The 23,553-nt window shown below is 64.3% G+C and carries 19 protein-coding genes and 3 pseudogenes; 9 read left to right on the top strand and 13 right to left on the bottom strand.

Annotated elements, in window-relative coordinates; genetic code table 11:
- Positions 1 to 87: 87 nt before the first annotated feature.
- The 3 genes from AC0V8S_RS19635 to AC0V8S_RS19625 form a co-directional block, all read right to left on the bottom strand.
- Positions 88 to 885 (bottom strand): FAD binding domain-containing protein, encoded by a 798-nt coding sequence (locus AC0V8S_RS19635; protein ID WP_475432874.1) that lies wholly within the window; start codon positions 883 to 885, stop codon positions 88 to 90.
- A gap of 118 nt (positions 886 to 1,003) precedes the next feature.
- A complete protein-coding gene (locus AC0V8S_RS19630; RefSeq protein WP_475432873.1) occupies positions 1,004 to 3,355 on the bottom strand; it encodes a xanthine dehydrogenase family protein molybdopterin-binding subunit in 2,352 nt (783 codons plus the stop codon).
- Between the two features lie 126 nt (positions 3,356 to 3,481).
- A complete protein-coding gene (locus AC0V8S_RS19625) occupies positions 3,482 to 3,985 on the bottom strand; it encodes a (2Fe-2S)-binding protein (protein WP_475432872.1) in 504 nt (167 codons plus the stop codon).
- A gap of 313 nt (positions 3,986 to 4,298) precedes the next feature.
- On the opposite strand from AC0V8S_RS19625, the gene AC0V8S_RS19620 reads away from it, so the two are divergent.
- Together AC0V8S_RS19620 and AC0V8S_RS19615 are read left to right on the top strand one after the other, a co-directional pair.
- Entirely contained in the window at positions 4,299 to 5,435 is a 1,137-nt protein-coding gene (locus AC0V8S_RS19620; RefSeq protein WP_183460305.1) for an FIST signal transduction protein, read from the top strand.
- A gap of 11 nt (positions 5,436 to 5,446) precedes the next feature.
- Positions 5,447 to 6,787, top strand: coding sequence for a hybrid sensor histidine kinase/response regulator (locus AC0V8S_RS19615; RefSeq protein WP_475432871.1), 1,341 nt, complete (start codon positions 5,447 to 5,449; stop codon positions 6,785 to 6,787).
- 120 nt (positions 6,788 to 6,907) lie between these two features.
- On the opposite strand, the gene AC0V8S_RS19610 is transcribed toward AC0V8S_RS19615, so the two are convergent.
- A complete protein-coding gene (locus tag AC0V8S_RS19610; protein WP_115142973.1) occupies positions 6,908 to 7,591 on the bottom strand; it encodes a response regulator transcription factor in 684 nt (227 codons plus the stop codon).
- A gap of 225 nt (positions 7,592 to 7,816) precedes the next feature.
- On the opposite strand from AC0V8S_RS19610, the gene AC0V8S_RS19605 reads away from it, so the two are divergent.
- Both AC0V8S_RS19605 and maiA read left to right on the top strand, forming a co-directional pair.
- Positions 7,817 to 8,512 (top strand): fumarylacetoacetate hydrolase family protein, encoded by a 696-nt coding sequence (locus tag AC0V8S_RS19605; RefSeq protein WP_475432870.1) that lies wholly within the window; start codon positions 7,817 to 7,819, stop codon positions 8,510 to 8,512.
- Positions 8,513 to 8,516: 4 nt separating this feature from the next.
- Complete coding sequence (gene maiA / locus AC0V8S_RS19600; RefSeq protein ID WP_475432869.1) at positions 8,517 to 9,167, top strand: maleylacetoacetate isomerase; 651 nt, start codon at positions 8,517 to 8,519, stop codon at positions 9,165 to 9,167.
- Here the strand turns inward: maiA and AC0V8S_RS19595 are convergent.
- Positions 9,077 to 10,321, bottom strand: a complete 1,245-nt coding sequence (locus tag AC0V8S_RS19595) for an MFS transporter (protein WP_475432868.1) — start codon at positions 10,319 to 10,321, stop codon at positions 9,077 to 9,079. The two genes, maiA and AC0V8S_RS19595, sit on opposite strands and share 91 nt — an antisense overlap.
- A 196-nt stretch (positions 10,322 to 10,517) precedes the next feature.
- Between AC0V8S_RS19595 and AC0V8S_RS19590 the strand changes: the two genes are divergently transcribed.
- Together AC0V8S_RS19590 and AC0V8S_RS19585 are read left to right on the top strand one after the other, a co-directional pair.
- Positions 10,518 to 10,979 (top strand): winged helix-turn-helix transcriptional regulator, encoded by a 462-nt coding sequence (locus tag AC0V8S_RS19590; protein ID WP_475432867.1) that lies wholly within the window; start codon positions 10,518 to 10,520, stop codon positions 10,977 to 10,979.
- Between the two features lie 114 nt (positions 10,980 to 11,093).
- Positions 11,094 to 12,134: a zinc-dependent alcohol dehydrogenase family protein gene (locus AC0V8S_RS19585; protein ID WP_475432866.1), complete on the top strand. Its 1,041-nt coding sequence runs from the start codon at positions 11,094 to 11,096 to the stop codon at positions 12,132 to 12,134.
- Positions 12,135 to 12,155: 21 nt separating this feature from the next.
- On the opposite strand, the gene AC0V8S_RS19580 is transcribed toward AC0V8S_RS19585, so the two are convergent.
- Complete coding sequence (locus AC0V8S_RS19580) at positions 12,156 to 13,019, bottom strand: DMT family transporter (protein ID WP_475432865.1); 864 nt, start codon at positions 13,017 to 13,019, stop codon at positions 12,156 to 12,158.
- A gap of 105 nt (positions 13,020 to 13,124) precedes the next feature.
- Here AC0V8S_RS19580 and AC0V8S_RS19575 point away from each other — a divergent pair, with 105 nt between their 5' ends.
- A complete protein-coding gene (locus AC0V8S_RS19575) occupies positions 13,125 to 14,543 on the top strand; it encodes an aminotransferase-like domain-containing protein (protein WP_475432864.1) in 1,419 nt (472 codons plus the stop codon).
- A 2-nt stretch (positions 14,544 to 14,545) separates the two neighbouring features.
- Here the strand turns inward: AC0V8S_RS19575 and AC0V8S_RS19570 are convergent, their stop codons facing one another.
- Positions 14,546 to 15,436, bottom strand: coding sequence for a LysR family transcriptional regulator (locus AC0V8S_RS19570; protein WP_475432863.1), 891 nt, complete (start codon positions 15,434 to 15,436; stop codon positions 14,546 to 14,548).
- A gap of 129 nt (positions 15,437 to 15,565) precedes the next feature.
- On the opposite strand from AC0V8S_RS19570, the gene AC0V8S_RS19565 reads away from it, so the two are divergent.
- Complete coding sequence (locus AC0V8S_RS19565; RefSeq protein ID WP_475432862.1) at positions 15,566 to 17,023, top strand: MFS transporter; 1,458 nt, start codon at positions 15,566 to 15,568, stop codon at positions 17,021 to 17,023.
- 201 nt (positions 17,024 to 17,224) lie between these two features.
- Here AC0V8S_RS19565 and AC0V8S_RS19560 read toward each other — a convergent pair.
- The 3 genes and pseudogenes from AC0V8S_RS19560 to AC0V8S_RS19550 all read right to left on the bottom strand — a co-directional run bounded on the left by AC0V8S_RS19560 (position 17,225) and on the right by AC0V8S_RS19550 (position 19,807).
- Positions 17,225 to 17,721, bottom strand: a pseudogene (locus AC0V8S_RS19560) (MaoC family dehydratase).
- Positions 17,722 to 17,980: 259 nt separating this feature from the next.
- The gene (locus tag AC0V8S_RS19555) at positions 17,981 to 18,409 is read right to left on the bottom strand and encodes a phasin family protein (RefSeq protein WP_095199857.1); all 429 of its coding nucleotides are present in this window, start codon (positions 18,407 to 18,409) and stop codon (positions 17,981 to 17,983) included.
- 102 nt (positions 18,410 to 18,511) lie between these two features.
- Positions 18,512 to 19,807, bottom strand: coding sequence for a DUF445 domain-containing protein (locus AC0V8S_RS19550; RefSeq protein WP_475432861.1), 1,296 nt, complete (start codon positions 19,805 to 19,807; stop codon positions 18,512 to 18,514).
- A gap of 309 nt (positions 19,808 to 20,116) precedes the next feature.
- On the opposite strand from AC0V8S_RS19550, the gene rirA reads away from it, so the two are divergent.
- Positions 20,117 to 20,578: an iron-responsive transcriptional regulator RirA gene (gene rirA / locus AC0V8S_RS19545; RefSeq protein WP_183460330.1), complete on the top strand. Its 462-nt coding sequence runs from the start codon at positions 20,117 to 20,119 to the stop codon at positions 20,576 to 20,578.
- A gap of 155 nt (positions 20,579 to 20,733) precedes the next feature.
- On the opposite strand, the gene AC0V8S_RS19540 is transcribed toward rirA, so the two are convergent.
- From AC0V8S_RS19540 to AC0V8S_RS19530, 3 genes and pseudogenes are all read right to left on the bottom strand, one after another.
- A complete protein-coding gene (locus tag AC0V8S_RS19540; RefSeq protein WP_183460332.1) occupies positions 20,734 to 21,525 on the bottom strand; it encodes a heme ABC transporter ATP-binding protein in 792 nt (263 codons plus the stop codon).
- 23 nt (positions 21,526 to 21,548) lie between these two features.
- Positions 21,549 to 22,653, bottom strand: a pseudogene (locus AC0V8S_RS19535) (FecCD family ABC transporter permease).
- Positions 22,654 to 22,658: 5 nt separating this feature from the next.
- A pseudogene (locus AC0V8S_RS19530) lies at positions 22,659 to 23,530 on the bottom strand (heme/hemin ABC transporter substrate-binding protein).
- Between the last annotated feature and the right edge of the window lie 23 nt (positions 23,531 to 23,553).

Below are 23,553 nucleotides of genomic sequence, written 5' to 3'. Positions count from 1 at the left end.
CCATAGGGAATTGGGCGGATACCGGCCGCCACAGACGAAAAAGGGCCCGCTAAGGGCCCTTTCCTTGTCCACAACTGCTAGCAGGCGTCAGGCGTTGGCTGCCGCCACCGCACGCTTGGCCATGACCGTGATCAGATTGGCGCGGTAGTCGGCGGAAGCGTGGATGTCGCTCATCAGGTTCTTCGCCGGCACTTTCACGCTATTGAGCGAGGCAGCGTCAAAGCTCTTGGCAAGCGCTGCCTCGATCTCCTTCGAACGGAAGACGCCGTCGTCGCCGGCGCCGGTGACGGCAACGCTGACGCCGTCCTTGCCCTTGGCCACGAACACGCCGACGATCGCGTAGCGCGAGGCCGGGTTGCGGAATTTTTCGTAGGCAGCCTTTGCCGGAGCCGTGAAGGAGACTGCCGTGATGATCTCGCCATCCTTCAATGCCGTTTCGAACAGCCCCTTGAAGAACTTGTCGGCCGGTATTTCGCGCTTGTTGGTGACGATGGTGGCGCCCAGTGCCAGAAGTGCGGCCGGATAATCCGCCGCCGGATCGTTGTTGGCGATCGAGCCGCCGATCGTACCCTTGTGGCGCACCGCCGGATCACCGATCAGCGACGCCAGATGGGCAAGCGCCGGACAGGCCTTGCGCAGCTTCTCGTGATTGGAGACGTCGAAATGCGTGGTGGCGGCGCCGATGGTGACCGTCTTGCCCGACACCTTGATGCCCTGCAGATCCTTGATGCGTGACAGATCGACGAGATCGGAAGGAGCCGCCAGCCGCGTCTTCATGGCGGGGATGAGCGTCATGCCGCCGGAGAGCAGCTTGGCGTCGCCGCTCTTCACGAGTTTGGCGGCGTCAGCGACCGAGGCGGCACGGTGATAGTTGACTGAATACATTTGTCTTTCTCCCTTTGGGGAAAGAGCGAATAGGGGGTAGCGAATAGCGAATAGGAACCGTCCAATCGCACCGCCCTCTCCCTTCCCTATTCGCTACTCCCTATTCGCTATTCGCTGATCAATATTTCGTCGCGGCGCGGATCGCGGCCCAGACGGTGGACGGCGATGCCGGCATGGCGATATCGGCAATGCCGATGGCGTCGGTGATGGCGTTGATGACGGCCGGTGGCGAGCCGATGGCGCCGGCCTCGCCGCAGCCCTTGATCCCCAACGGATTGCCCGGGCATGGCGTGTTCGAGGTCGAGACCTGGAATGACGGCAGGTCGCCCGCCCGCGGCATGGTGTAATCCATGTAGCTCGCCGTCAGCAGCTGTCCGCTTGCGTCATAATGGGCACCTTCCAGCAGCGCCTGGCCGATCCCTTGCGCGATGCCGCCATGCACCTGGCCTTCGACGATCATCGGATTGATGATGTTGCCGAAATCATCGGCCGCCACGAACTGGACGATCTCGGTGGTTCCGGTCTCCGGATCGATCTCGACCTCGCAGATGTAGCAACCCGCCGGGAAGGTGAAGTTCGACGGATCGTAGAAGGCCGTTTCCTTCAGCCCGGGTTCCATCCCTGCCGGCAGATTGTGGGCGGTATAGGCGGCAAGCGCCACCTGGAACCACGGCACGTTCTTGTCGGTGCCGGCGACCTTCAGTGCGCCGTTCTCGATGACGATGTCACCCTCGTCGGCCTCGAGCAGGTGGGCGGCGATCTTCTTGGCCTTGGCCTCGACCTTGTCGAGCGCCTTTGATATCGCCGACATGCCGACCGCCCCCGAGCGCGAGCCGTAAGTGCCCATGCCCATCTGCACCTTGTCGGTGTCGCCATGGACGATCGAAACCGGATCGATCGGCACGCCGAAACGCTCGTTGACCAGTTGCGCGAAGGTCGTCTCGTGGCCCTGGCCATGGCTGTGCGAGCCGGTCAGCACCTCGATCGTGCCGACGGCGTTGACCCGCACTTCCGCCGATTCCCACAGGCCGACGCCAGCGCCGAGCGAGCCGACCGCGGCCGACGGCGCGATGCCGCAGGCCTCGATGTAGCAGCTCATGCCGATGCCGCGCAGCTTGCCTTGCTTGGCCGCCGCGGCCTTGCGCTTGGCAAAGCCGGCATAGTCCGACGTCTTCATCGCCGCATCGAGCGAGGCGCCGTAGTCGCCGGCATCATAATTCATGATCACCGGCGTCTGGTGCGGGAAGGAGGTGATGAAGTTCTTGCGCCGCAATTCGGCTGGCGAGACACCGAGCTCCCGTGCCGCTGCTTCCATCGTGCGTTCCAGGAGATAGGTGGCTTCCGGCCGCCCTGCCCCGCGATAGGCATCGACGGGTGCCGTGTTGGTGTAGACGGTGCGCACATTGGCGTGGATGGCCGCGATGTCATACTGGCCCGACAAAAGCGTCGCGTAGAGATAGGTCGGCACGCAGGACGAGAACAGCGACATATAGGCGCCGAGATTGGCGATCGTGTCGACCTTCAGCCCGGTGATCCTGTTGTTCTTGTCGAAGGCCATTTCCACCGTCGAGACATGGTCGCGGCCATGCGCGTCGGACAGAAAACTCTCGGTGCGGTCGGCGACCCATTTGACCGGCACGCCGGTTTTCTTCGATGCCCACAGGCAGACGATCTCTTCCGGGTAGATGTAGATCTTGGAGCCGAAGCCGCCGCCGACATCCGGCGCGATGACGCGCAATTTGTTTTCCGGCGCGACATTGTAGAAGGCGCTCATCACCAGCCGCGCGACATGGGGGTTCTGCGATGTCGTCCAGCAGGTGTAATGGTCCTCGGCCTTGTCGTAGTGGCCGAGAGCCGCGCGCGGCTCCATGGCGTTCGGCACCAGCCGGTTGTTGACGATCTTCATGCGGGTGACATGCGCCGCCGCCTTGATCGCCGCATCGGTCGCCTTGGCATCGCCGATCTCCCAGTCGAAGATCAGATTGTTCTCGGCCTCGGGATGGATCTGCGGCGCGCCCTTTTCGAGCGCCTTGGTCGCGTCGACAACGGCCTTCAATTCCTTGTAGGTGATCTCGACCGCTTCGGCCGCATCGCGCGCCTGGCCCTTGGTCTCGGCCACGACGATAACGACGGCGTCACCGACATAGCGCACCTTGTCGAAGGCCAGCGGCGACCATGCGCCCATCTTCATCGGCGAACCGTCCTTGGAATGGATCATCCAGCCGCAGATGAGGTTGCCGATGCCGTCGGCCTTGAGTTCCTTGCCGGTCAGCACGCCGATGACACCGGGCATGCCTTGAGCCTTCTTGACATCGATCTTCTTGATCTGCGCATGCGCGTGCGGGCTGCGCACGAAGGCCGCATGCTTCATGCCGGGAACCACCATGTCGTCGACATAGCGGCCGGCGCCGGTGATGGATCTTTTGTCTTCCTTGCGCGCGACCCGAGCGCCAACACCTTCAATGCCCATCAGAAATTCCTCCCAGAAATAGCGAATAGTGAGTAGCGAATATCGAGTAGTGAATGATGGTGAGTTGGAGCTCGGCCAGAGAAAACTGACTATTCGCTACTCACTATTCGCTACTCGCTTCGTTCCTCATGCAGCTTGTTTCGCCTTGGCCTTGGCGGCCCCCTTCGACATCGTCTTCGATGCAGCGAGGATCGCCTTGACGATGTTGTGGTAGCCGGTGCAGCGGCAGATGTTGCCTTCCAGCTCGGCCCGCACCGTCGCCTCGTCGAGGCCTTCGGGATGGCGGTTGATCATGTCGGTGGCCGTCATGATCATGCCTGGCGTGCAGAAGCCGCATTGCAGGCCGTGATGTTCCTTGAACGCGGCCTGCACGGGATGCAGGTCGGCGCCGTTGGCGAGACCTTCGATCGTCACGACGGTCGACCCTGAGGCCTGGACCGCGAGCATCGAGCAGGACTTGACCGCCTTGCCGTCGACATGGACGACGCAGGCCCCGCATTGCGAGGTGTCGCAGCCGACATGCGTGCCGGTCAGGCCGAGATTCTCGCGCAGGAAGTGAACCAGCAGCGTTCGATCCTCGGCAGCTCCGCTGACTCGCTTGCCGTTCACCATCAACGAAACGTCCGACATGGTCCCTCCCTGGGTATCAACCTTGGTCATCACGCTGCCGACGCGCCGCTGGCACTTCGGCCATGCGTTATTCGTACACCGCACAACGCACAAAAAACAGCGCGACGGAAAAGGCGTATCATTGTACTTTCGGTCATGGCCAAGGCCCAAAGGTGCATTCCCCTCGCCCCATTGCCAAAACGCCTATTGGAAGCAACAATATCCTTCGACGCCCGCGCGCCAGAAGCCTTGTAAAAACAGCGCATAAAAACAGCGTCGGAGGAAACGCGGGAGAACGCCGCTGACCAGTTCACGGACGCGCTACGCCTGCGGCTTGTCGGCGCTGACCACGGACGAGCCCGACCCGGATGTTTTCGCACGCGCGGTAGCCAGCGAGGCCGCCGCAATCAACGCCGGCTTTGCCCTCGTGTTCTTTTCCCAGAGCCTTGTCGAGGCCGGCGCCCTGTCGCGAGCGCTCTCGGCCTACGCGCCGGGGCTCCACCATGCCGGCTGCTCCACCGCCGGCGAGATCACGCCACAAGGGCTCGAGGAAGGCCATATGCTGGCGATGCTGCTCCCCTCGGCCGCCTTTACCGCGGTCAGCGCCATGGTCGACAATTTGTCCTCGTCGGGCATGGACAGGATCACCGGCGAGGTCGAGGCCTTGCGGCGCGCGCTGCACGTCCGGGTGGGCGGGGAGCGGACCAGGAACACCTTCGCGCTCTGCTTCATCGACGGCCTGTCCTATGCCGAGGAAGCGGTCAGTTCGGCCATCCACTGGGGTCTTGACGACATACCGCTGCTCGGCGGCTCGGCCGGCGACGATTTGAAATTCGAGACGACGCGCCTGATCTCGAATGGCAGGGTCACCTCGGACAGCGCCATCATCGTGCTGATCGCCACGGAAATTCCGTTCCATGTCTTCAAGACCGACAATTTCGTTCCGACCGACGAAAAGCTGGTGGTGACAGCGTCCGACGCCGATCACCGCATCGTGCGCGAGTTCAACGCCACCAATGCTGCCGAGGAATATGCAGCTTCCGTCGGCATCATGCCGCAGACCCTGACGCCGCTGAGCTTCGCCTCGCATCCGGTGGTGGTGAAGGTGGGCGGCGAATATTACTGCCGCTCGATCCAGCGGATGCACGCGGATGGCTCGCTGTCGTTCTTCTGCGCCATCGACGATGGTGTCGTGCTGTCGATCGCCCAGCCCAAGGACATGGTGGAATCGACGCGCGCGGCCTTGCGCGAGGTCGAGGACAGGCTGGGCGGCATCGACCTGATCCTCGGCTTCGACTGCGTGCTGCGCCGGCTCGATGCACGCAACCGGCAGGTCTTTCGCGACATTTCGGAACTCTACCGGGTCAACAATGTCGTCGGCTTCGGCACCTATGGCGAGCAATACCGGTCGATGCATCTGAACCAGACTTTTACCGGCATCGCCTTCGGCGAACGGCAAGCGGCGGAATAGGGGGCCGCAGAATGCCGCTCAAGGACATAAACGACCTCGATAAGCTGAAGAAGATCAACGCCGCCCTGGTCAGCCGCGTCGAGCGGTCGATGGACCAGCAAGGCAATGCCTTCTCGCTGTTCCAGACCGCGATCTCGCTGGAGAACCGCGTGCGTACGCGCACCGAGGAGCTGCATTCGACACTGCGGCGGCTGGAGCAGTCCAACATCGATCTCAGTGCCGCCAAGGAAAATGCCGAACTGGCGAACCTGTCCAAGACCAGGTTCCTCGCCGCCGCCAGCCATGACGTGCTGCAGCCGCTGAACGCGGCCCATCTCTCCGTCTCGGCGCTCGCCGAGGTGCAGACCAGCGACGAAGGCAGGAAGCTTGTCCGCCAAGTCGAGCGCTCGCTGGAAACGATGGAGGACCTGCTGCGCACGCTGCTGGATATCTCCAAGCTCGACGCCGGCGTGGTGCAGCCCGACATTGGCGACGTCAGCCTGGAGGCGCTGTTCTCGTCGCTGCGCTCGGATTTCCAGCCGGTCGCGGAAATGAAGCGGCTGTCACTGAAATTCCGGCCGGTCAATGCCGTGGTCCGCTCCGACCGCACGCTGCTGCGCCGCATCCTGCAGAACATCCTTTCCAACGCGCTGGGCTACACCCGTTCCGGCGGCGTCTTGGTCGGCACCAGGCATCGCGGCGACACCATCCGCATCGATGTCGCCGATACCGGCTGCGGCATTCCCGAGGACCAGCGCGAGGCGGTGTTCGAGGAGTTCCATCGCGGCACCTCACCGGCCGGTTCGGAACGTGACGGCAACGGTCTCGGGCTCGGGCTTGCCATCGTACGCCGCATGGCCGGTGCGCTCGGCCATCCCGTGACCTTCTCGTCGAAGGTCGGGCGCGGCACGATCTTCCACATCGATGTCCCCGTCGGCATCGGCGCGCCCGCCGACGCCATCGCCAGCGCCACCAGCCTGGAACGGTCGCGCGGCTACGGCCTGTTCGGCACCAAAGTGCTGCTGGTCGAGAACGACATCGAGGTGCTGGAAGCCATGACCTTCCTGCTCGAGCGCTGGCAGTGCCTGGTGCGGGCCGCGACCTCGACCGACGATGCGCTCGACCTGCTCGGCGACACCGATTGGGTGCCCGACATCGTCATCGCCGACCAGCATCTCGACGGCGGCGATCTCGGCACCGCTACCATATCGGAAGTCCGCGACTATCTCGGCCGCGCCGTGCCGGCACTGATCGTCACCGCCGACAGTTCCGAAGCCGTCGCCAAGGCCGCCCGCGCCGGCGGCATTGAATTGATGCGCAAACCGCTGAAGCCGGCGCAGCTGCGCGCGCTGCTGGCGCATTTGCTGGCTTAGGGGCTTACCCTCCCCTTGATGGGAAGGGTCGGCGCGGAGCGCCGGGGTGGGGTGCGGCGCCAAGTTCCCCCACCCCGCTCCGCTTCGCGGATCGACCCTCCCCACAAGGGGGAGGTAAGATCAAAACCCCGCCTGATCCCTGAACAGCTCCGCATTATCCAGCTTCGAAACCTCGATCACCGCTTGCGTGCGGCTATAGACGTTGAGCTTGCGCAATATCTCCGAGACATGCGCCTTGACCGTGGTCTCGCCGACCTGCAACTCGTAGGCGATCTGCTTGTTGAGCAGGCCCTGGCGCAGCATCTGCAGCACGCGCAGCTGCTGTGGCGTCAGCTTGGACAGGCGCTGGACCATGTCGGCGCGGTCGATGCTGTCGGCGTCGGCCGGCTGGCCTTCATAGGTTTCCGGCACATAGATCGCGCCATCCATCACCGAACGGATGGCGGCGGCCAGGTCGCTCTTGCGCGCCGATTTCGGGATGAAGCCGGCAGCGCCATAAGACAAGGCCTCGGAGATGATCCGCGGCTCCTCATACCCCGACACGATCACCACCGGCAGGCGTGGATAGCGGGTCCTGAGCTGCAGCAGCCCGTCGAAACCGTGCACGTCGGGCATTGAGAGATCGAGCAGCGCAAGGTCGAAAGGCTTGGCATCGGCCAAGAGATCGAGCGCCTCGGCGATCGAGCGCGCCTCGACCGTGTCAACCTCCGGATAGGCCATCTGCACGGCGCTGTGCAGCGCCTCGCGAAACAGCGGATGGTCGTCGATGATCAGGAACCGGGCGCGATCGTTGGATGCTGTCATGTGGCTCGTTCCGGTTTACCGGCCACACCATAGCCCCGCAACCATGGCCGGATTATTGGCAAATAGTCTATCGCCAGTGATAGGCCGCTGCAAAAGTGATGGGAACCCTGAATTCCTTATACAGCCTCGGCAAAGCCCGTGCTTTATGAAATGCGACGCCTTGCCCGGTCCCCGAAATCGGTCGAAGGTGCCGCCAGCAACCCGACATGCAACGCAGAGACCGCCATGACCGCCTTCGTCCTCCCCGTGCCGCCAACGCCTTCCGTCGCCATCAGCGGGTCGGCCGAGCGTTTTGCCGTGCGGCGCATCTTCTGCGTCGGCCGCAACTATGCGGCGCATGCGCGCGAACTGGGCAATGATGAGCGCGATCCGCCCTTCTTCTTCACCAAGCCGGCCGACGCGGTGGTCGATTCCGGCACCGCAATTCCCTACCCGCCGCTGACGGCCAATCTGCACCATGAAATCGAACTGGTGGCCGCGATCGGCAAACCCGGCTTCCGCATCGCGCGCGAGCGGGCGCTGGAGCATGTCTGGGGGTATGGCGTCGGCATCGACCTTACCCGCCGCGATCTCCAGGACGAGGCCAAGAAGGCGGCGCGGCCTTGGGACTGGTCGAAGGCGTTCGACCGTTCCGCCCCTTGCGGCCCGCTGGTCCCGACACAAAAGACCGGCCACCCGACGAAAGGCCGCATCTGGCTCGCCGTCGACGGCAAGGTCCGGCAGGACGCCGACCTCACCGAGCTGATCTGGCCGATAGCAGACATTGTCTCGATTTGCAGCGAGGGCGTAGAATTGCAGGCCGGCGACCTGATCTTCACCGGCACGCCGGCCGGTGTCGGCGCCGTGAAGTCGGGTGAGACGATGACCGGCGGCGTCGACGGCATCGGCACGATCGAAGTGACCATTGGCCAGCCGAACTGAGCGCATGAGCGAACTCATCCTGCACAATTACTATCGCTCCTCCACTTCCTATCGGGCACGGATCGCGCTGGAGATGAAGGGGCTAAGCTATGATTACGTCCCGCATCATCTGCGCCATGGCGAGCATCTGGAACCGGCCTATCTCGCGGTCAATCCGCAGGGGCTTGTGCCGGCGCTGGTGCTCGACGACGGCACGCTTTTGACGCAGTCGCTGGCGATCATCGAATATCTCGACGAGATCCAGCCCACGCCGCCGCTGCTGCCGAAGGACGCGCTTGGCCGGGCGCGCGTGCGAATGCTGGCGCAGATGATCGCCTGCGACATCCATCCGGTGAACAATCTGCGCGTGCTGACCTCGCTGCGCACTTTGTTCGGCGCCGGTGACCAGGACATCACCAACTGGTTCCGCCATTGGGTGAACGAAGGTTTTCAACCGCTTGAGAAGATCCTGGCGTCATCGCCTGAGACCGGAACATTCTGCCACGGCGAGGCGCCGGGGCTGGCCGATATCTGCCTGGCGGCGCAGATCACCAGCAACGCCCGCTTCGGCGTCGACCTGACGCCCTACCCGACGATCACCCGCATCAACGCCGCCTGCATGGCACTGCCGGCTTTCCAGAAAGCCGCGCCGCAGAACCAGATCGACGCGGAGTGAGCCTCTACCGGCCCACGCGTAGCGTCAGCGCCCGAGAACAGCAACGCCAGCAGGCCAATGCCGGCGCCCAGCACACAGACGCCGCTCCAGCCCATCGCGCCATAGGCCATGGTCGAGGCGATGGAGCCGAGCGCGCTGCCGAGCGAATAGAAGATCATGTAGCCGCCGACCAGCCGACTACGCGCATCCGGCCGGCGCGAGAAAATCAAGCTCTGGTTGGTGACATGGACGGCCTGTATTGCCAGGTCCAGCACGACGATGCCGGCGACAAGCAGCCCCAGCGACAGGCCCATGAAGGCGATCGGCAGCCAGGCCGCAATCATCAGCAGCAGGCTGAAGCCGGTGACCAGTTGGCCGCGCCCGCGATCGACGAGGCCACCCGTCCAGCGGGCGCCGAGAGCGCCGGCGACGCCGGCCAGCCCGAACAGCCCGATCTCGGTATGCGAGAGGGAAAATGGCGCAGCGCTCAGCGGCAGCACCAGCGGCGCCCACAGCACGTTGAAGCTGGCGAAGATCAGCATGGCGAGCACAGCGCGCACACGCAACAGCGGCTCCTGCACGAACAGCAGCACCACCGAACCCAGCAGGCGCGGATAGGATGTGCGTGGCCGCTCCGCCTCGTGGCGCGGCAGGACGAGGAAGAGAACCAGTGCCATGACCAGCGTCAGCGCCGCCGAGACAAGATAGACCCAGCGCCAGCCGGCGAAGTCGGCGACGACACCGGCGACGAAGCGGGCAAGCAGGATGCCTGTTATGACGCCGCTGGTGACGGTGCCGACCGCCCGCCCCCGCTCGGACGGCAAGGCGAGGTCGGCGGCATAAGCCACCAGCACCTGCACCACCACGGCAAGCAGCCCGACGATTGCGAGGCCTGCCAGCAGCATCGCCGCGCTCGGCGCAATCCCGACCGCGATCAGCGCCACCGCGGAAAGTACCGCTTGCCCAGCGATCAGTTTGCGGCGGTCGAACAAGTCGCCAAGGGGGACGATGAAGAACAGGCCAAGCGCATAGCCGATCTGCGTGACCGTCACCACGATGCCGACCGAGGCCGGCGCGATGGCAAAATCATGCGCCATGGCGTCGAGCAGCGGATGGGCGAAATAGACATTGGCGACGCTCAGCCCACAGGCAATGGCGAAGACCAGTGCTGTCATTCCCGACAGTCCCGGTGATGACGCTGGTGTTAACTGTGGCGGCCCATCGGACCGCTCCGCGCTTGACGTTGCGCTGTTCACCACCTGCATGTTCATGTCGCTCTCCGCAAATAGGTTTCAACTTGAAACCACTTGCTGGATAGACAGAACAGTTTTATCTTGCAACCGATATGATTGATCTGGACCAACGATTGCCATGGTGAAACGAACGAGTCACCACGAAGCGGATTGCCTCATTGCGCGACCGCTGGACGCGATCGGCGACTGGTGGTCGCTGCTCATCGTGCGCGACGCCTTCGACGGCTTGCGCCGCTTCGGCGAGTTCCAGAAGAGCCTCGGCGTCGCCAAGAACATCCTGTCTGCACGGCTGCGCAATCTGGTCACGCACGGCATACTGGAAACGGTTCCCGCGCCCGACGGCAGCGCGCACCATGAATATGTGCTGACGCAAAAGGGGCGCGGCCTGTTCTATGTCCTGGTCGCCTTGCGGCAATGGGGCGAGACCTATTTCTCCGGACCGGGCGAGCCCTACACTTTCATGGTCGACACGCAGAGTGGCCGGCCGATCGGGCGCCTGGAAGTGCATGCCGAAGACGGGCGGCTGCTGGCTCCCGGCGACACCCGACTCGCCGATTTCCGCAATCGGGAAAACAGCTGACCGCCCTGGCCGGTTCGGCGGACTGGTCAGCCTGGCGGAATCGATTTCCGCTTGACCGGCCGGGGAATCGGCTATCGTTTCGGGTAGCACATGCCGTCCTAGGTGGAGTTACCGATGAAAGCCGTCGTCTTCGAGAAATTCGGCGAAGCGCCGACGATCCAGACCGTCCCCGATCCGAAGCCGGCTGCCGATGGCGTCGTCATCAAGGTCGAGGCGACGGGGCTGTGTCGCAGCGACTGGCATGGCTGGATGGGGCATGATGACGGCATCACCTTGCCGCACGTCCCAGGACATGAGCTGGCCGGCGTCGTCGTCGCCGCCGGCAAGCAGGTCAGCCGCTGGAAGGCCGGCGACCGTGTGACAGTACCGTTTGCCGTCGGCTGCGGCCGCTGCTTCGAATGCAGCTCGGGCAACCATCAGGTCTGCGAGCACCAGACGCAGCCGGGCTTCACCGGCTGGGGCTCGTTCGCCGAATATGTCGGTATCGAGCATGCCGACACCAATCTGGTGCGCTTGCCGGAAGACATGGAATTCGCCACCGCCGCCAGCCTCGGCTGCCGCTTCGTCACCTCGTTTCGCGCCATCGTCGACCAAGGCCGGGTGACGCCGGGCGAATGGGTGGCGGTGCATGGCTGCGGCGGCGTCGGCCTGTCGGCGATCATGATCGCCAGTTCCATGGGCGCGAATGTGATTGCCATCGACCTCACCGACGAGAAGCTGGAATTCGCCAGAAAGATCGGCGCCGTCGCCACCATCAATGCGTCCACGACGCCGAATGTGGTCAAGGCGGTCAAGCAGATCACCAATGGCGGCGCGCATATGTCGATGGACGCGCTCGGCCACCCCATCACCTCGTTCAACTCGATCGCCAATCTGCGCCGGCGCGGCCGCCATGTGCAGGTCGGCCTGATGCTGGGCGAACATGCCCGCCCGCAAGTGCCTATGGACAAGATCATCGCCTTCGAGCTCGAAATCCTCGGTAGCCACGGCATGCAGGCCTACCGCTACCAGGCGATGATGGACATGATCCGCAACGGCAAGCTCAAGCCCGAATTGCTGGTCGGCAAGAAGATCAGCCTCGACGAGGCGCCCGCGGCGCTGATGGCGATGGGCGGTTTCGAGGGCATTGGTATCGGTGTGGTGACGAAGTTCTAGGCGCGGCAGTCGCTTCCCGAACTACCTCGCAAACTTCTTCGCCCCGAACACGCACGCCACCACGCCGAGCGTGACGACCACCATCAGCGGACTGACCTGTTCGTGCAGCAGCGTCGCCGCCAGCGCCAGGCCGAAGAAGGGCTGCAGCAGTTGCAACTGGCCCACCGCGGCAATGCCGCCTTGCGCCAGGCCGCGATACCAGAACACGAAGCCGATCAGCATGCTGAACAGCGAGACATAGGCCAGACCGATCCAGGCGTGGGAGCCGACGGCGGCAAAGGACGGCGGCAGCGTTGCAAAAGTCAGTACCAGCATGATCGGCAGCGACAGCGTCAGCGCCCAGCAGATCACTTGCCAACCGCCGAGCCTGCGTGACAGCGCGGCGCCCTCGGCATAGCCCAGCCCGCAGACGACGACGGCGGCGAGCATCAGGCCATCGCCGACCGGCGAGGCCGTTACGCCCTGCGTCAGCGCGAAACCCGCGACGAGCGCGCTGCCAATGCACGAGAACAGCCAGAATGCCGGACGAGGACGATCGCCGCCGCGCAGCACGCCGAAGATCGCGGTCGCCAGCGGCAGCAGGCCGATGAAGATGATGGAGTGGGCCGAGGTGATGTGCTTGAGCGCCAGAGCGGTCAGCAAGGGAAAGCCGACCACCACGCCCAGCGCCACGATCGCCAGCGACACCAGATCGCCCCGCTCCGGGCGCTTCTGCCGGAACAAGAGCAGCATCGCCAGGCCAAGCAGTCCGGCAATCGCGGCGCGGGCCGACGTCAGAAATGTCGGATCGAAATCCACCACCGCCACACGTGTCGCCGGCAGCGAGCCGCTGAAGATCAACACGCCGATAAATCCGTTCAGCCAGCCGCTCGCGGTCTTGTCCATTCCAGACTCCATGTCTTTCGCCCTCTATCGGGCAGATGCCATGGCGCAGCCAGAGACAATGGGGTACAATTTGGCGAAACTGTAATGGACGATTGGGCAGTACAGATGACGAACTTCGCTTTGGAAAAGGACGATGCACCCGCACTCATCACGACCACTCTGGTCGAGACTGTCATGGCGACCATCCGCCAGCGGATCGCCGCGCGCAACTTGACACCGGGAGCCCGACTGCCTTCGATCCGCGCCTTCGCTCAATCCATGCAGGTGTCTAAGTCCACCGTGGTCGAAGCCTATGAGCGGCTCGCCGCCGAAGGCACGATCCGCTCCCGACCGGGCTCGGGCTTTTATGCCGCCGGCTCGCTGGCGCCGCTGTCGCTGGCCGAGATCGGTCCCCGGCTCGACCGTGCCGTCGACCCGCTCTGGGTCTCGCGCCAGTCGCTGGACGCCGGCGACGAGGTGTTGAAACCCGGCTGTGGCTGGCTGCCGGCCGCCTGGATGCCGCAGGCCGGCCTGCGCCGCGCACTGCGCACGGTGGCGCGCGCCGATGATGTCGCGCTTGCCGATTACGGCACGCCGCTTGGCCTGCCACCGCTGCGGCAGTTGCTGGCGCGGCGCATGGCCGGGCACGGCATCGAAGTTTCGCCCGAACAGATCATGCTGACGGAATCGGGCACGCAGGCCATTGACCTGTTGTGCCGGTTCCTGATCGAACCCGGTGACACGGTGCTGGTCGACGACCCCTGCTATTTCAATTTCCACGCTTTGCTGCGCGCCCACCGCGCCAAGGTCGTCAGCGTTCCCTACACGCCATCGGGGCCAGATATCGACCTGTTCGCGCAGGCGCTCGCCGAGCACCGGCCGCGCCTCTACATCACCAATTCCGCCATCCACAATCCGACCGGAGCGATCCTGTCGCCGGTCACCGCGCATCGTTTGCTCAAGCTCGCCGACCAGTCGGACCTGACCATCGTCGAGGACGACATCTTCGCCGATTTCGAGCACACCCCTGCCCCGAGGCTGGCGGCCTTCGATGGCCTGAGCCGCGTCGTCCAGATCGGCAGTTTCTCCAAGACGCTGTCGGCGTCGGTGCGCTGCGGCTTCATCGCCGCACCCCGCGACTGGATCGAGGGCCTGACCGACCTCAAGATCGCTACCACCTTCGGCGGCGGACGGCTGGCCGCCGAACTGGTGTTGACGCTGCTCAAGGACGGCAGCTACCGCAAGCATATGGATCTGCTGCGCGCCAGGCTTGCGCGCGCCATGGCCGAGACCAGCACCCGCCTGAAGGCGATCGGCATCACGCCGTGGATCGACCAGCCGGCCGGCCTGTTCCTCTGGTGCAGCCTGCCCGATGGCGTTGACGCGGCCGAAGTCGCACGCCGCGCGCTTACCGACAATGTCGTGCTGGCACCCGGCAATGCGTTCAGCCTGTCCCAGACGGCCAGCCGTTTCCTGCGCTTCAACGTCGCCCAGTGCGAAGACGCGCGGATTTTCAAGGTGCTTGAGGCGGCGATGGCGCGCTGATCTCAGCGACTAGCACAGACCTCCCGCACGCAGTCACGCAGCCAGCGTTGCGCCGGGTCGGCATCGAGGCGCGGATGCCAGAGCATCGAAATGGTGACTTCCACGGTCGTGACCGGCAGCGGAAAACTGTGCATGCCGGCGCGCGCGCCGGCGGTGTGCCGCTCGGGCACGCTGGCGATCAGCTCCGAGGCGCGCGCCATGGCGAGCGCTGCCGAGAAACCCGAGACCATGCACACGACCGTCCGCTGCAAGCCGAGCGCGCCCAAAGTCTCGTCGATCGGTCCCTTCTCGCGGCCACGCCGCGAAACACTGATGTGCCGGCAAGCCGCATAGCGCTCGGGCGTCACAATACCCTCGCTCAGGGAATGGCCGGCTCGAACGGCGCCGATAAAACGGTCGCGAAACAGCGCCTGGATGCGCACTTCGGGTCCGGTTTCGCCGGCAACGCCGATTTCGAGGTCAATCGCCGCGTCGCGCAGCGACATCACATCCTTGTCGGACTTCGGCGCAAAACGCAGCCGCACCCCTGGCGCATCGGCCTCGATGCGGGCGACCAGACGAGGCCCGAACTCTTCGACGAAGCCCTCATTGGTGCGCAGCGTGAACACCCTGTCCAGGATCGAGGGATCAAGCAATTCGGCGGGATGCAGCAGCGCCTCCGCCTCCTGGACGACAGGGCCGACCTGCCGGCGCAATTCTTCCGCGCGCGGCGTCGCCACCAGGCCGCGGCCGGCACGGACCAGCAAAGGATCGCCCGTTGCCTCGCGCAGCCGCGCCAGCGTGCGGCTCATCGCCGAGGGGCTGAGGCGCAGACGGCGCGCGGCGCGGGCCACGCTGCCTTCCGCCAGCAGCACGTCGAGAGCGAACAGCAGATTGAGGTCGGGCGGCGTCATCGCCGGCTCATAGCATGATGCGGCGTCTCATGCACGGATATGATGCAAATGCTGCGCCTTCCGCCATATCAGCCGGAAGATTAGATCTCCATTGGCTCCGTTTTCGGAGCGAACGGAAAGGAGATCGCCATGGCAGTCGCCGTGCAAAATCGGGACGGGATATCAGCCCCGCAACAGAATCAATCGGTCGGCTGGGCGCTGGCAAGCCTGTCGCTCGCCACGCTGCTGTCGTCGCTCGGAACCAGCATCGCCAGCGTTGGGCTGCCCGCGCTGATGCAGACGTTCGCCGCATCGTTCCAGGCCGTGCAATGGGTGGTTCTGGCCTATCTCCTTGCCATCACCACGTTGATCGTCAGCGCCGGGCGGCTGGCCGACATGTTCGGACGCCGGCCATTGCTGCTTGGCGGCATCGCGCTGTTCACGTCGGCATCGGTGCTCTGCGGCCTGGCGCCGACGCTGTGGCTGCTGATCGCCGCACGCGCCGTGCAGGGGCTTGGCGCGGCGCTGATGATGGCGCTGACTCTGGCCTTTGTCGCCGAGACGGTGAGCAAGGAACGGACCGGCAGCGCCATGGGCCTGCTCGGCGCCATGTCGGCGATCGGCACGACACTCGGCCCTTCGCTCGGCGGTCTGCTGATCGCCGGCCCCGGCTGGCGGGCGATCTTCCTGGTCAATGTGCCGCTGGGCCTGCTGACCTTCGCCCTCGCCTGGCGTGCCTTGCCTGCCGGCAATAAGAGCGCGCAGGCTGCTCAAGGCAAGTTCGACGCGATTGGCACTGTGCTGCTGGCCCTGACGCTGGCCGCCTATGCGCTGGCCATGACGCTTGGCCGGGGCCAATTCGGTGCGCTCAACATCGGCCTGCTAGCCGCGACCGCTCTCGGCATCGGTTTGTTCGCCGTCGCCCAGAAGCGGGTGAAGAACCCGCTGGTCCAACTCGCCAGTTTCCGGGATCCGCAGCTTAGCGCCAGCCTGGCCATGAGCCTCATCGTCGCCACGGTGATGATGGCGACCCTGGTGGTCGCACCGTTCTATCTGTCGCGTGGACTGGGGCTGGATGCCGCGATGGTCGGTGTGGTGCTTTCGACCGGGCCGCTCGTCTCGACCCTGTCGGCGCTGCTGGCCGGACGGCTTTCCGACCGCTTCGGAGCTCACAGGATGATGGTCGCCGGCCTGACCAGCCTCGCCACGGGCACATTCCTGCTCTCGCTCGCCATGACGAAACTCGGCATCGCCAGCTATGTCGTTCCGATCACCGTCACCTGCTTCGGCTACGCCCTGTTCCAGACCTCCAACAATGCGGCCGTCATGAGCGGTGTCGGCGCCGGCGAACGCGGTGTCATATCGGGCCTGCTCAACCTGTCGCGCAATCTCGGCCTCATCACTGGCGCATCCCTGATGGGGGCTATATTCGCGGTCGCATCGGCCGCGGCGCAGCGAGGCATTGGGCAGGAGATCCTGACTTCCGTGGCCGCCGCCCGGGGCATGCAGGTCACTTTTCAGACGGCAACGGCGCTGGTGCTGGTCGCGCTGATCCTCGCCCTGCTCTCGGCCCGCGCCGCTGCCCGCATAGAACCCAATGTTTCGTAAGGCACCACCTGTTTGGCGATAGGCGATCGAAGCGTGAAATCCGGTTGCACACCTCTCCGAGACTGTTTCGAAATTCGCTCTGGCGAGTCATATGGTGGTGGTTTCGAGAACCGGAGCGGAGCGGACATTCAGGTCCGTGAGCACCGGAAGCGCAGAAAACGCCATCAGATGGCCGCCGGAGTAGAATTTCCAAACAGTCTCTCAGGCCCCTGCCCGTTTGCGGCGCTCATAAAGCATGACCAGCGTTTCGGCCGTCAGTGCCGGCTTTTCCTCGCCTTCGATCTCGACGGTGTTGGCTGCCTTCATCAGGTATTGGCCGGGGCCTCTGTCTTCCATGGAAAGCAGCACCGTGCGCAGCCTGATGCGCGCGCCGACCTTGACCGGCGCAAGGAAACGCACCTTGTCGAAGCCATAGTTGAAGGCGGCCTGGGTGTTTTCCGGCACAATGCCCATGCCGAGCGCCAGGGCGCCGATAATCGACAATGTCAGATAGCCATGCGCGATCGTCGTGCGGAACGGGCTTTGCCGCCGCGCCCGTTCGGGTCGACATGGATCCATTGGTGGTCGCCGGTGCATTCGGCGAACTTGTTGATACGATCCTGGTCGACAGTGGTCCATTCCGAGACGCCAAGCTCCTGCCCGGACATCGTCCTCAACTGCTCGTAGGTCGGCGGCGTTTTAGGCCGTACTTCGTTCATTCCTGCTTTCCCGATCGCTTGCAGCGCCTCCGGACCACGAACGGACGGCCCCTGTCAATTCGCTTTGCGCGAATCCGTTCCGCCGTATTCCGGCTGAATCGTGCCACGCCTCGCCATGCAATGGCAGGGCGAATTCGGATTTTCCAACCTTCCGAGTTTGCCGGGAGCTTATCGCGTGGCGCGGATGCAACTATGCGCAAGGTCGCGGAATTGCAAACCCGTATGTCCTGCCGAAGGCGGAACGACTGGCCACGAAAACCTATTTCTGCCCGTAGCCGGCGCGGATTTCCTCCATCGCTTCCTTGATGCGCGCGCGCAGGATTTCGATCGATTCGGTTCCGGATTTGCGAGCCAGTTCAGCCACTTCACCAGCATTCTTGAGCGCGACCTCGAAGGATTTCCTGGCGAACTCCGTCTGCTTGGCCATCAGCTCCTGTGGGTTACCCGGCGCCCGATAGCTCTGCGCCATGTCGGCAATTTCGCGCAGCGTGTCCTGCAGCATTTCGCGTTGCCTCGATAACAGCGAGGTCGCGCCGGCGGCGCCGGCTCGCGCCGATTTCTCCAAGGCTTCGAGGTTCTTGCGGTGATGGGCAAGGATCGCCTCGACATCGACATTGGGCACCTTCAGGTCGCGGCCGAATCTGCCGAACATGTCCATGAAGGAATCGGATTCCGTTTGTTTTGCCATGCTGTCTTCTCCCCTTTGCCGCGGATGCGGCGCCCTCGCAGGGAGCATAGCACTCGGCTGCCGCCTGTCCATTTCGAACACAGGCCCGGCGCTCGATGCGCATCAATTGACCGGGAGCAGCAGCTCGATCGTATAGAGCACGATACCCGCCAGCCCGCCGATGATCATGCCGTTGAAGCGGATATATTGCAGGTCCCGGCCGATATTCATCTCGATCAGCCGCGTCAGTTGCGCCAGGTCCCAGCGCTTGACCTGGTCGGCGATGAATTTCGACACGCCGCTCTTCTGGCTTTCGACGAAGGAGCCGAGCGCGACGACGAACCCCTGGTTCATGTCGGCCCGGATCTGCGCATCGCCGGCAAGATGGCGGCCGACCTCGACGAACATGTTGGCGAGATGCGCGCGGATCACCGAATTCGGCGCCTTGGCGTCCTGCTCGATGAATAGGCTGAGGCTCTCCCATATGTCGCCCGCCAATGCCTTGACTTCGGGTCGGGCGAGGAAATCACGCTTCATCTTCTCGGCGCGCTTAGCATATTGCTTGGACGTCCGCAGCCGCTCGACGAAGCCTTGCGCGAAACGGTCGAACTCGGCCCGCATCGGATGGTCGGGATCGGCCCGCACCTCGTCGAGCAAGGAGCCCGCCGAGGCGACGATCTTCTTCAGGAGATAGGCGTCGGCGCGAAACAGGTTGAACAGCGAAGGCAGTTCCTCGCGGATTTTTTCGCGCATCGTCGCCAGCGCCTGTTCGTCGTTGAGAAAGCGGCCGACGACCTTGATGAACTCGTCGAACAGCTTCTGGTGGCGGCGGTCGTCGGTAAGCGCCGACAAGAGTTCAGCCGCCAGCGGCGCCAGCGGCACCTTTTCGATCTGCTCCAGCATGCGGCTGGTGACGAAGCCGCGCAGGCCGGATTGCTCGACCGCGGCCAGCGTCTGCGGCACCAGCCGCACGACGAAACGCGACAGGCCGGCGGCACGTTCGGCGTCGGCCAGCCAGTCAGCGACGAGTGCTGCAAAATCGACCTCGGCGAGTTTTTCCCGCACCGGCTCCGGCGCCAGGAAATTGGCCTCGATGAAGCGGCCGAGGTTGTCGGCGATGCGGTTCTGGTTTTCCGGGATGATGGCGGTGTGCGGGATCGGCAGCCCGAGCGGCCGCCTGAACAGCGCCACCACTGCGTACCAGTCGGCGAGGCCGCCAATGGTCGCCGCCTCGGCGAAGGCAGCGACAAACCCCAGCCATGGATGGGAGGTCTCGAACGACTTGGCCAAGGCAAACACCAGCACGCAAAGCGCCAGCGCGGCGGCGGCGATGAACTTGGTGCGGCGCAACGCCGAGAGCTTGGCGGCCGCGTCGGCATCGAAACGGACAGGCGCCAGGGACGGAGCCGATTGTGACATGGATGAACTGCTCCTCGTCGAACTCTGGTCGACCTCTGGTCGATCTCGGGGGCGATCTCGGACCTATCTAGTGCCTCGACCGCGAAAATACCCGTGACCGCGGGTTTTCCCGACGTTTTGCCGGGTTGCGCACATAAAGTTGACGAGAATATTCATCTATCATGCGAGGCTAGTCTGGAATTGTTCCAAGGTATAGGCCATATTCGGTCGAGGCCAGTGCGGCGAATCCGAAATCCCGGCTCAGAGCCGCGCCAGCAAAGTGCAGGAATCTGGCGTGGTTGCACCGCGCCGGCGCCTAGTGAGGACAAAATGCGGCTTACACGCCAGACCAATTATGCCATGCGCATCCTGATGTATTGTGCCGCCAACAATGACCGGTTGAGCCGTATCCCCGAAATTGCAGCCGCCTATTCGGTGTCGGAACTGTTCCTGTTCAAGATCCTGCAGCCTTTGGTCGAGCATGGCCTGGTGGAAACGGTGCGCGGCAGGAATGGCGGCGTCCGGCTTGGCCGCGCAGCCGAAGCGATCAGCCTCTTCGACGTCGTGCGCGTCACCGAGGAAAGCTTCGCAATGGCCGAATGCTTCGAGAACGATGCCGCCGAATGCCCGCTGGTCGACAGCTGCGCGCTGAATTCGGCGCTGCGCGAGGCGCTCAACGCCTTCTTCGCCGTGCTTTCCCGCTACACCGTTGCCGATATGGTGGCGGCAAGGCCGAATGTGCGCAACCTGCTCGGCATCGACATGCTGGAGCGCCGCGCCCCAGCCGCCTGATCCCTACCGTGTCATCTTAGGCTCGGTCGGTTGAGATTCAGGTCAGGCCGAGTCGAGAACGGTTGGTTCCGAGAACCGGAACGGAGCGTACTTTCGGGCACGTGAGTACCGGAAGCGCAGGAAGCCGCCGTTCGCAGGCCGGCCTCACCTGAATATCAACCGACCGACGATTGCGGCAGCACGAACGGCATATTGCCCGCCGGCAGCACGCCGACCTTTAGCCGGCAGTCGAACACTTTCTCGATCAGCTCATCGCTCAGCACGTCTTGCGGCGAACCGGTCGCGGCCAGCCGGCCGCGATGCATGACGAAGATGCGGTCGGCATACATGGAAGTCAGATTGAGGTCGTGCAGGATGGCGACCACGCCGCCGCCCCTTCTGGCGAAGTCGCGGGCGATGTTCATGATGATCAGCTGGTGCTTGATGTCGAGGCTGGAGACCGGCTCATCGAGGAACAGATAGCGCGGCTTGCCGTCGAGCACCGGCGCCCAAACCTGGCACAGCACGCGCGCTAGCTGGACGCGCTGCTGCTCGCCGCCCGAAAGCTCCTGGTAGAAACGTCCGGCAAAACCGTCGAGGTCGACGCGGGCCAGCGCCCGCTCCGGCAGCCGCGCATCCTCGCCCGGCAAGGCACCCGAGCGGCCGCCGACAAGGCCGAGCTTGACAATCTCGCGCACCGTGAAGGGAAACGACAGTGTCGTCGCCTGCGGCAGCACCGCGCGATGCACGGCAATCTCGACCGGCTTCATGGCCGAGAGATCGCGGCCGTTAAGGGTGACGCGCCCGGTATAGGCAAGCTCGCCCGACAACGCCTTCAGGAAGGTCGTCTTGCCGGAACCGTTGGGGCCGACGATGGCCGCCACTTCGCCGGGCCGCGCTTCGAAATCGACACCGCCGACGATACGCTTGCCGGCGATATCAACGGAAACATCCCTTGCCTCGATCATCAAAGCCTCACAGGTCCCAGATCTCAGAGATCGACCACGCCGCGCTTGCGCAGCAGGATCCACAGGAAGAATGGCGCGCCTGATATCGCGGTGACGATGCCGATCGGCAATTCCGCCGGCGCCACGATGGTGCGGGCGACCGCGTCTGCCAACAGCAGCAGCGAGGCACCGAGCAGCGCCGAGGCCGGCAGCAGATAGCGGTATCGGCTTCGTCGGCATCGTCGTGCCGCATCTGCTGCGCCTGCTGATCGGTCCGGACAATCGCCGCTGACGGCGACAGACGCACCGACCGCAGCCGAGACACCGATGATCGCCGTGTATTTCAACCGCTGTACCGGGAATGCCGAGATGGCCGGCGGTCGTTTCGCCCAGCGCCAGCGCGTTGAGGCCGCGCGCCAGGAACGGCATCGCCGCCAGTGCCAGTATGATGATCGGCCCGACGGAACCGATCTTCGCCCATGTCGCGCCGCCGAGCGACCCGAGTGACCAGAACGTCAGGTCGCGCAACTGGCGATCGTCCGCCATGAAGATGAGGACACCTGTCAGGGCCATGGCAAGGGCCGCCAGCGCTATGCCGGCGAGCAGCATGGTGGCAACCGAGGTTTGCCCGCGTCGCGTCGCGACCTGATAAAGCACCAGCGTCGTGGCGAGACCACCGAAGAAGGCGGCCAGCGGCAGCGCGAGCGTACCGAACATGGTCGTCACCGGCGCCAGCACCGTGGCGCCAAGCACAATGACGGCCACCGCGCCGAGACTGGAGCCAGCGGAAACACCGATCAGGCCGGGATCGGCCAGCGGGTTGCGGAACAGCCCCTGCATGACGGCACCCGAGACCGCGAGCGCCGCGCCGACCAGCATGCCGAGGATGATGCGCGGCAAGCGGATGTCGTAGACGATCAGGCTGTCACGGGCGCTCAGCGCCGCATCATTCGGGACGGCTCCAAGCAGCCAGTCGCTGAGGACGTTGACGGCCGAAGCATCCGATGCCCCTGACGTCAGCGACAAAAGCATGGCGGCCGCGAGGCCGAGGCACAGCAGCAGGATGACGATGCGCGCGCGGCCCGAGCGGTCGCCTTCGGATGCATTCGCCATCACCTTCACCGGGCCGGCGATCGATTGATCGACCATGACGCTCAGTCCGTGACTTCAGCGCCATAGAGCGAGACGGCTAGCTCGTGGATGGCTTCAGCCGTGCGCGGCCCGAAGCCGAGCAGATAGCCGCCATCGATGCGGATCAGCTTGCGCGCGGTTCCGGCCGGCGTCGAGGCAACAGACGGGTTGCCGAACAATTCGTCGTCCGACACCGGCAGCCCGGCATTGCTCATCATCAGGATCACGTCAGGCCTGGCAGTAATGATCGCTTCGTCGGACATCTGCTTGTAGCCGGAGAAGCCCTCGACCGCGTTGACCCCGCCCGCCAGCTTGACCATACCGTCGGCCGCGGTATCGCTGCCGGCCGCCAGGATCTTGCCACCCTGTATCGACAGCACGAACAGGATGCGCTTGCGCTGCTTGATCGAGGCCGTCTGTTTCTCGGCGGCCGTCAGCTTGGCATCGAGTTCCTTGGCCAGCAGCTCGGCCCTGGCATCGACGCCGAGCGCCTTGCCGACGATGCGGACCTTCTCGAGGATGCCTTCGTGGCTAAAATGCTCGGCACTTCGATGAAGGGTATGCTCGTCTTCTTCAGCACATCGACGGCCTCCTTCGGGCCGCTGCCCTGCAGCGCCAGGATGCCGGTCGGATTGACCGACAGCACACCTTCCGGCGACAGCGCGCGCATATAGCCGACATCGGGCAGAGCGAACGCCGCCTTGGGATAGCGGCTGGTGGAATCACGCGCCACCAGATGCTTCTCCTCGCCAAGCGCATAGACGATTTCGGTGATCGAGCCGCCTATGGCGGCGATCTTCGACGGATCAGGAAAAACGGAGACGCCTTCTGTGGCGCCAGCCGGCTGCAGCGCGGTGAAAGCCAAAGCGAGGCCGACCATCGGGCCGGCGACCATCCTGGAAAAACAGCCCATTGTCG

This window comes from Mesorhizobium oxytropidicola (assembly GCF_056174625.1).
Note: the sequence above shows the minus strand (reverse complement) of the source record. Positions and strands in the feature narration are given on the sequence as shown.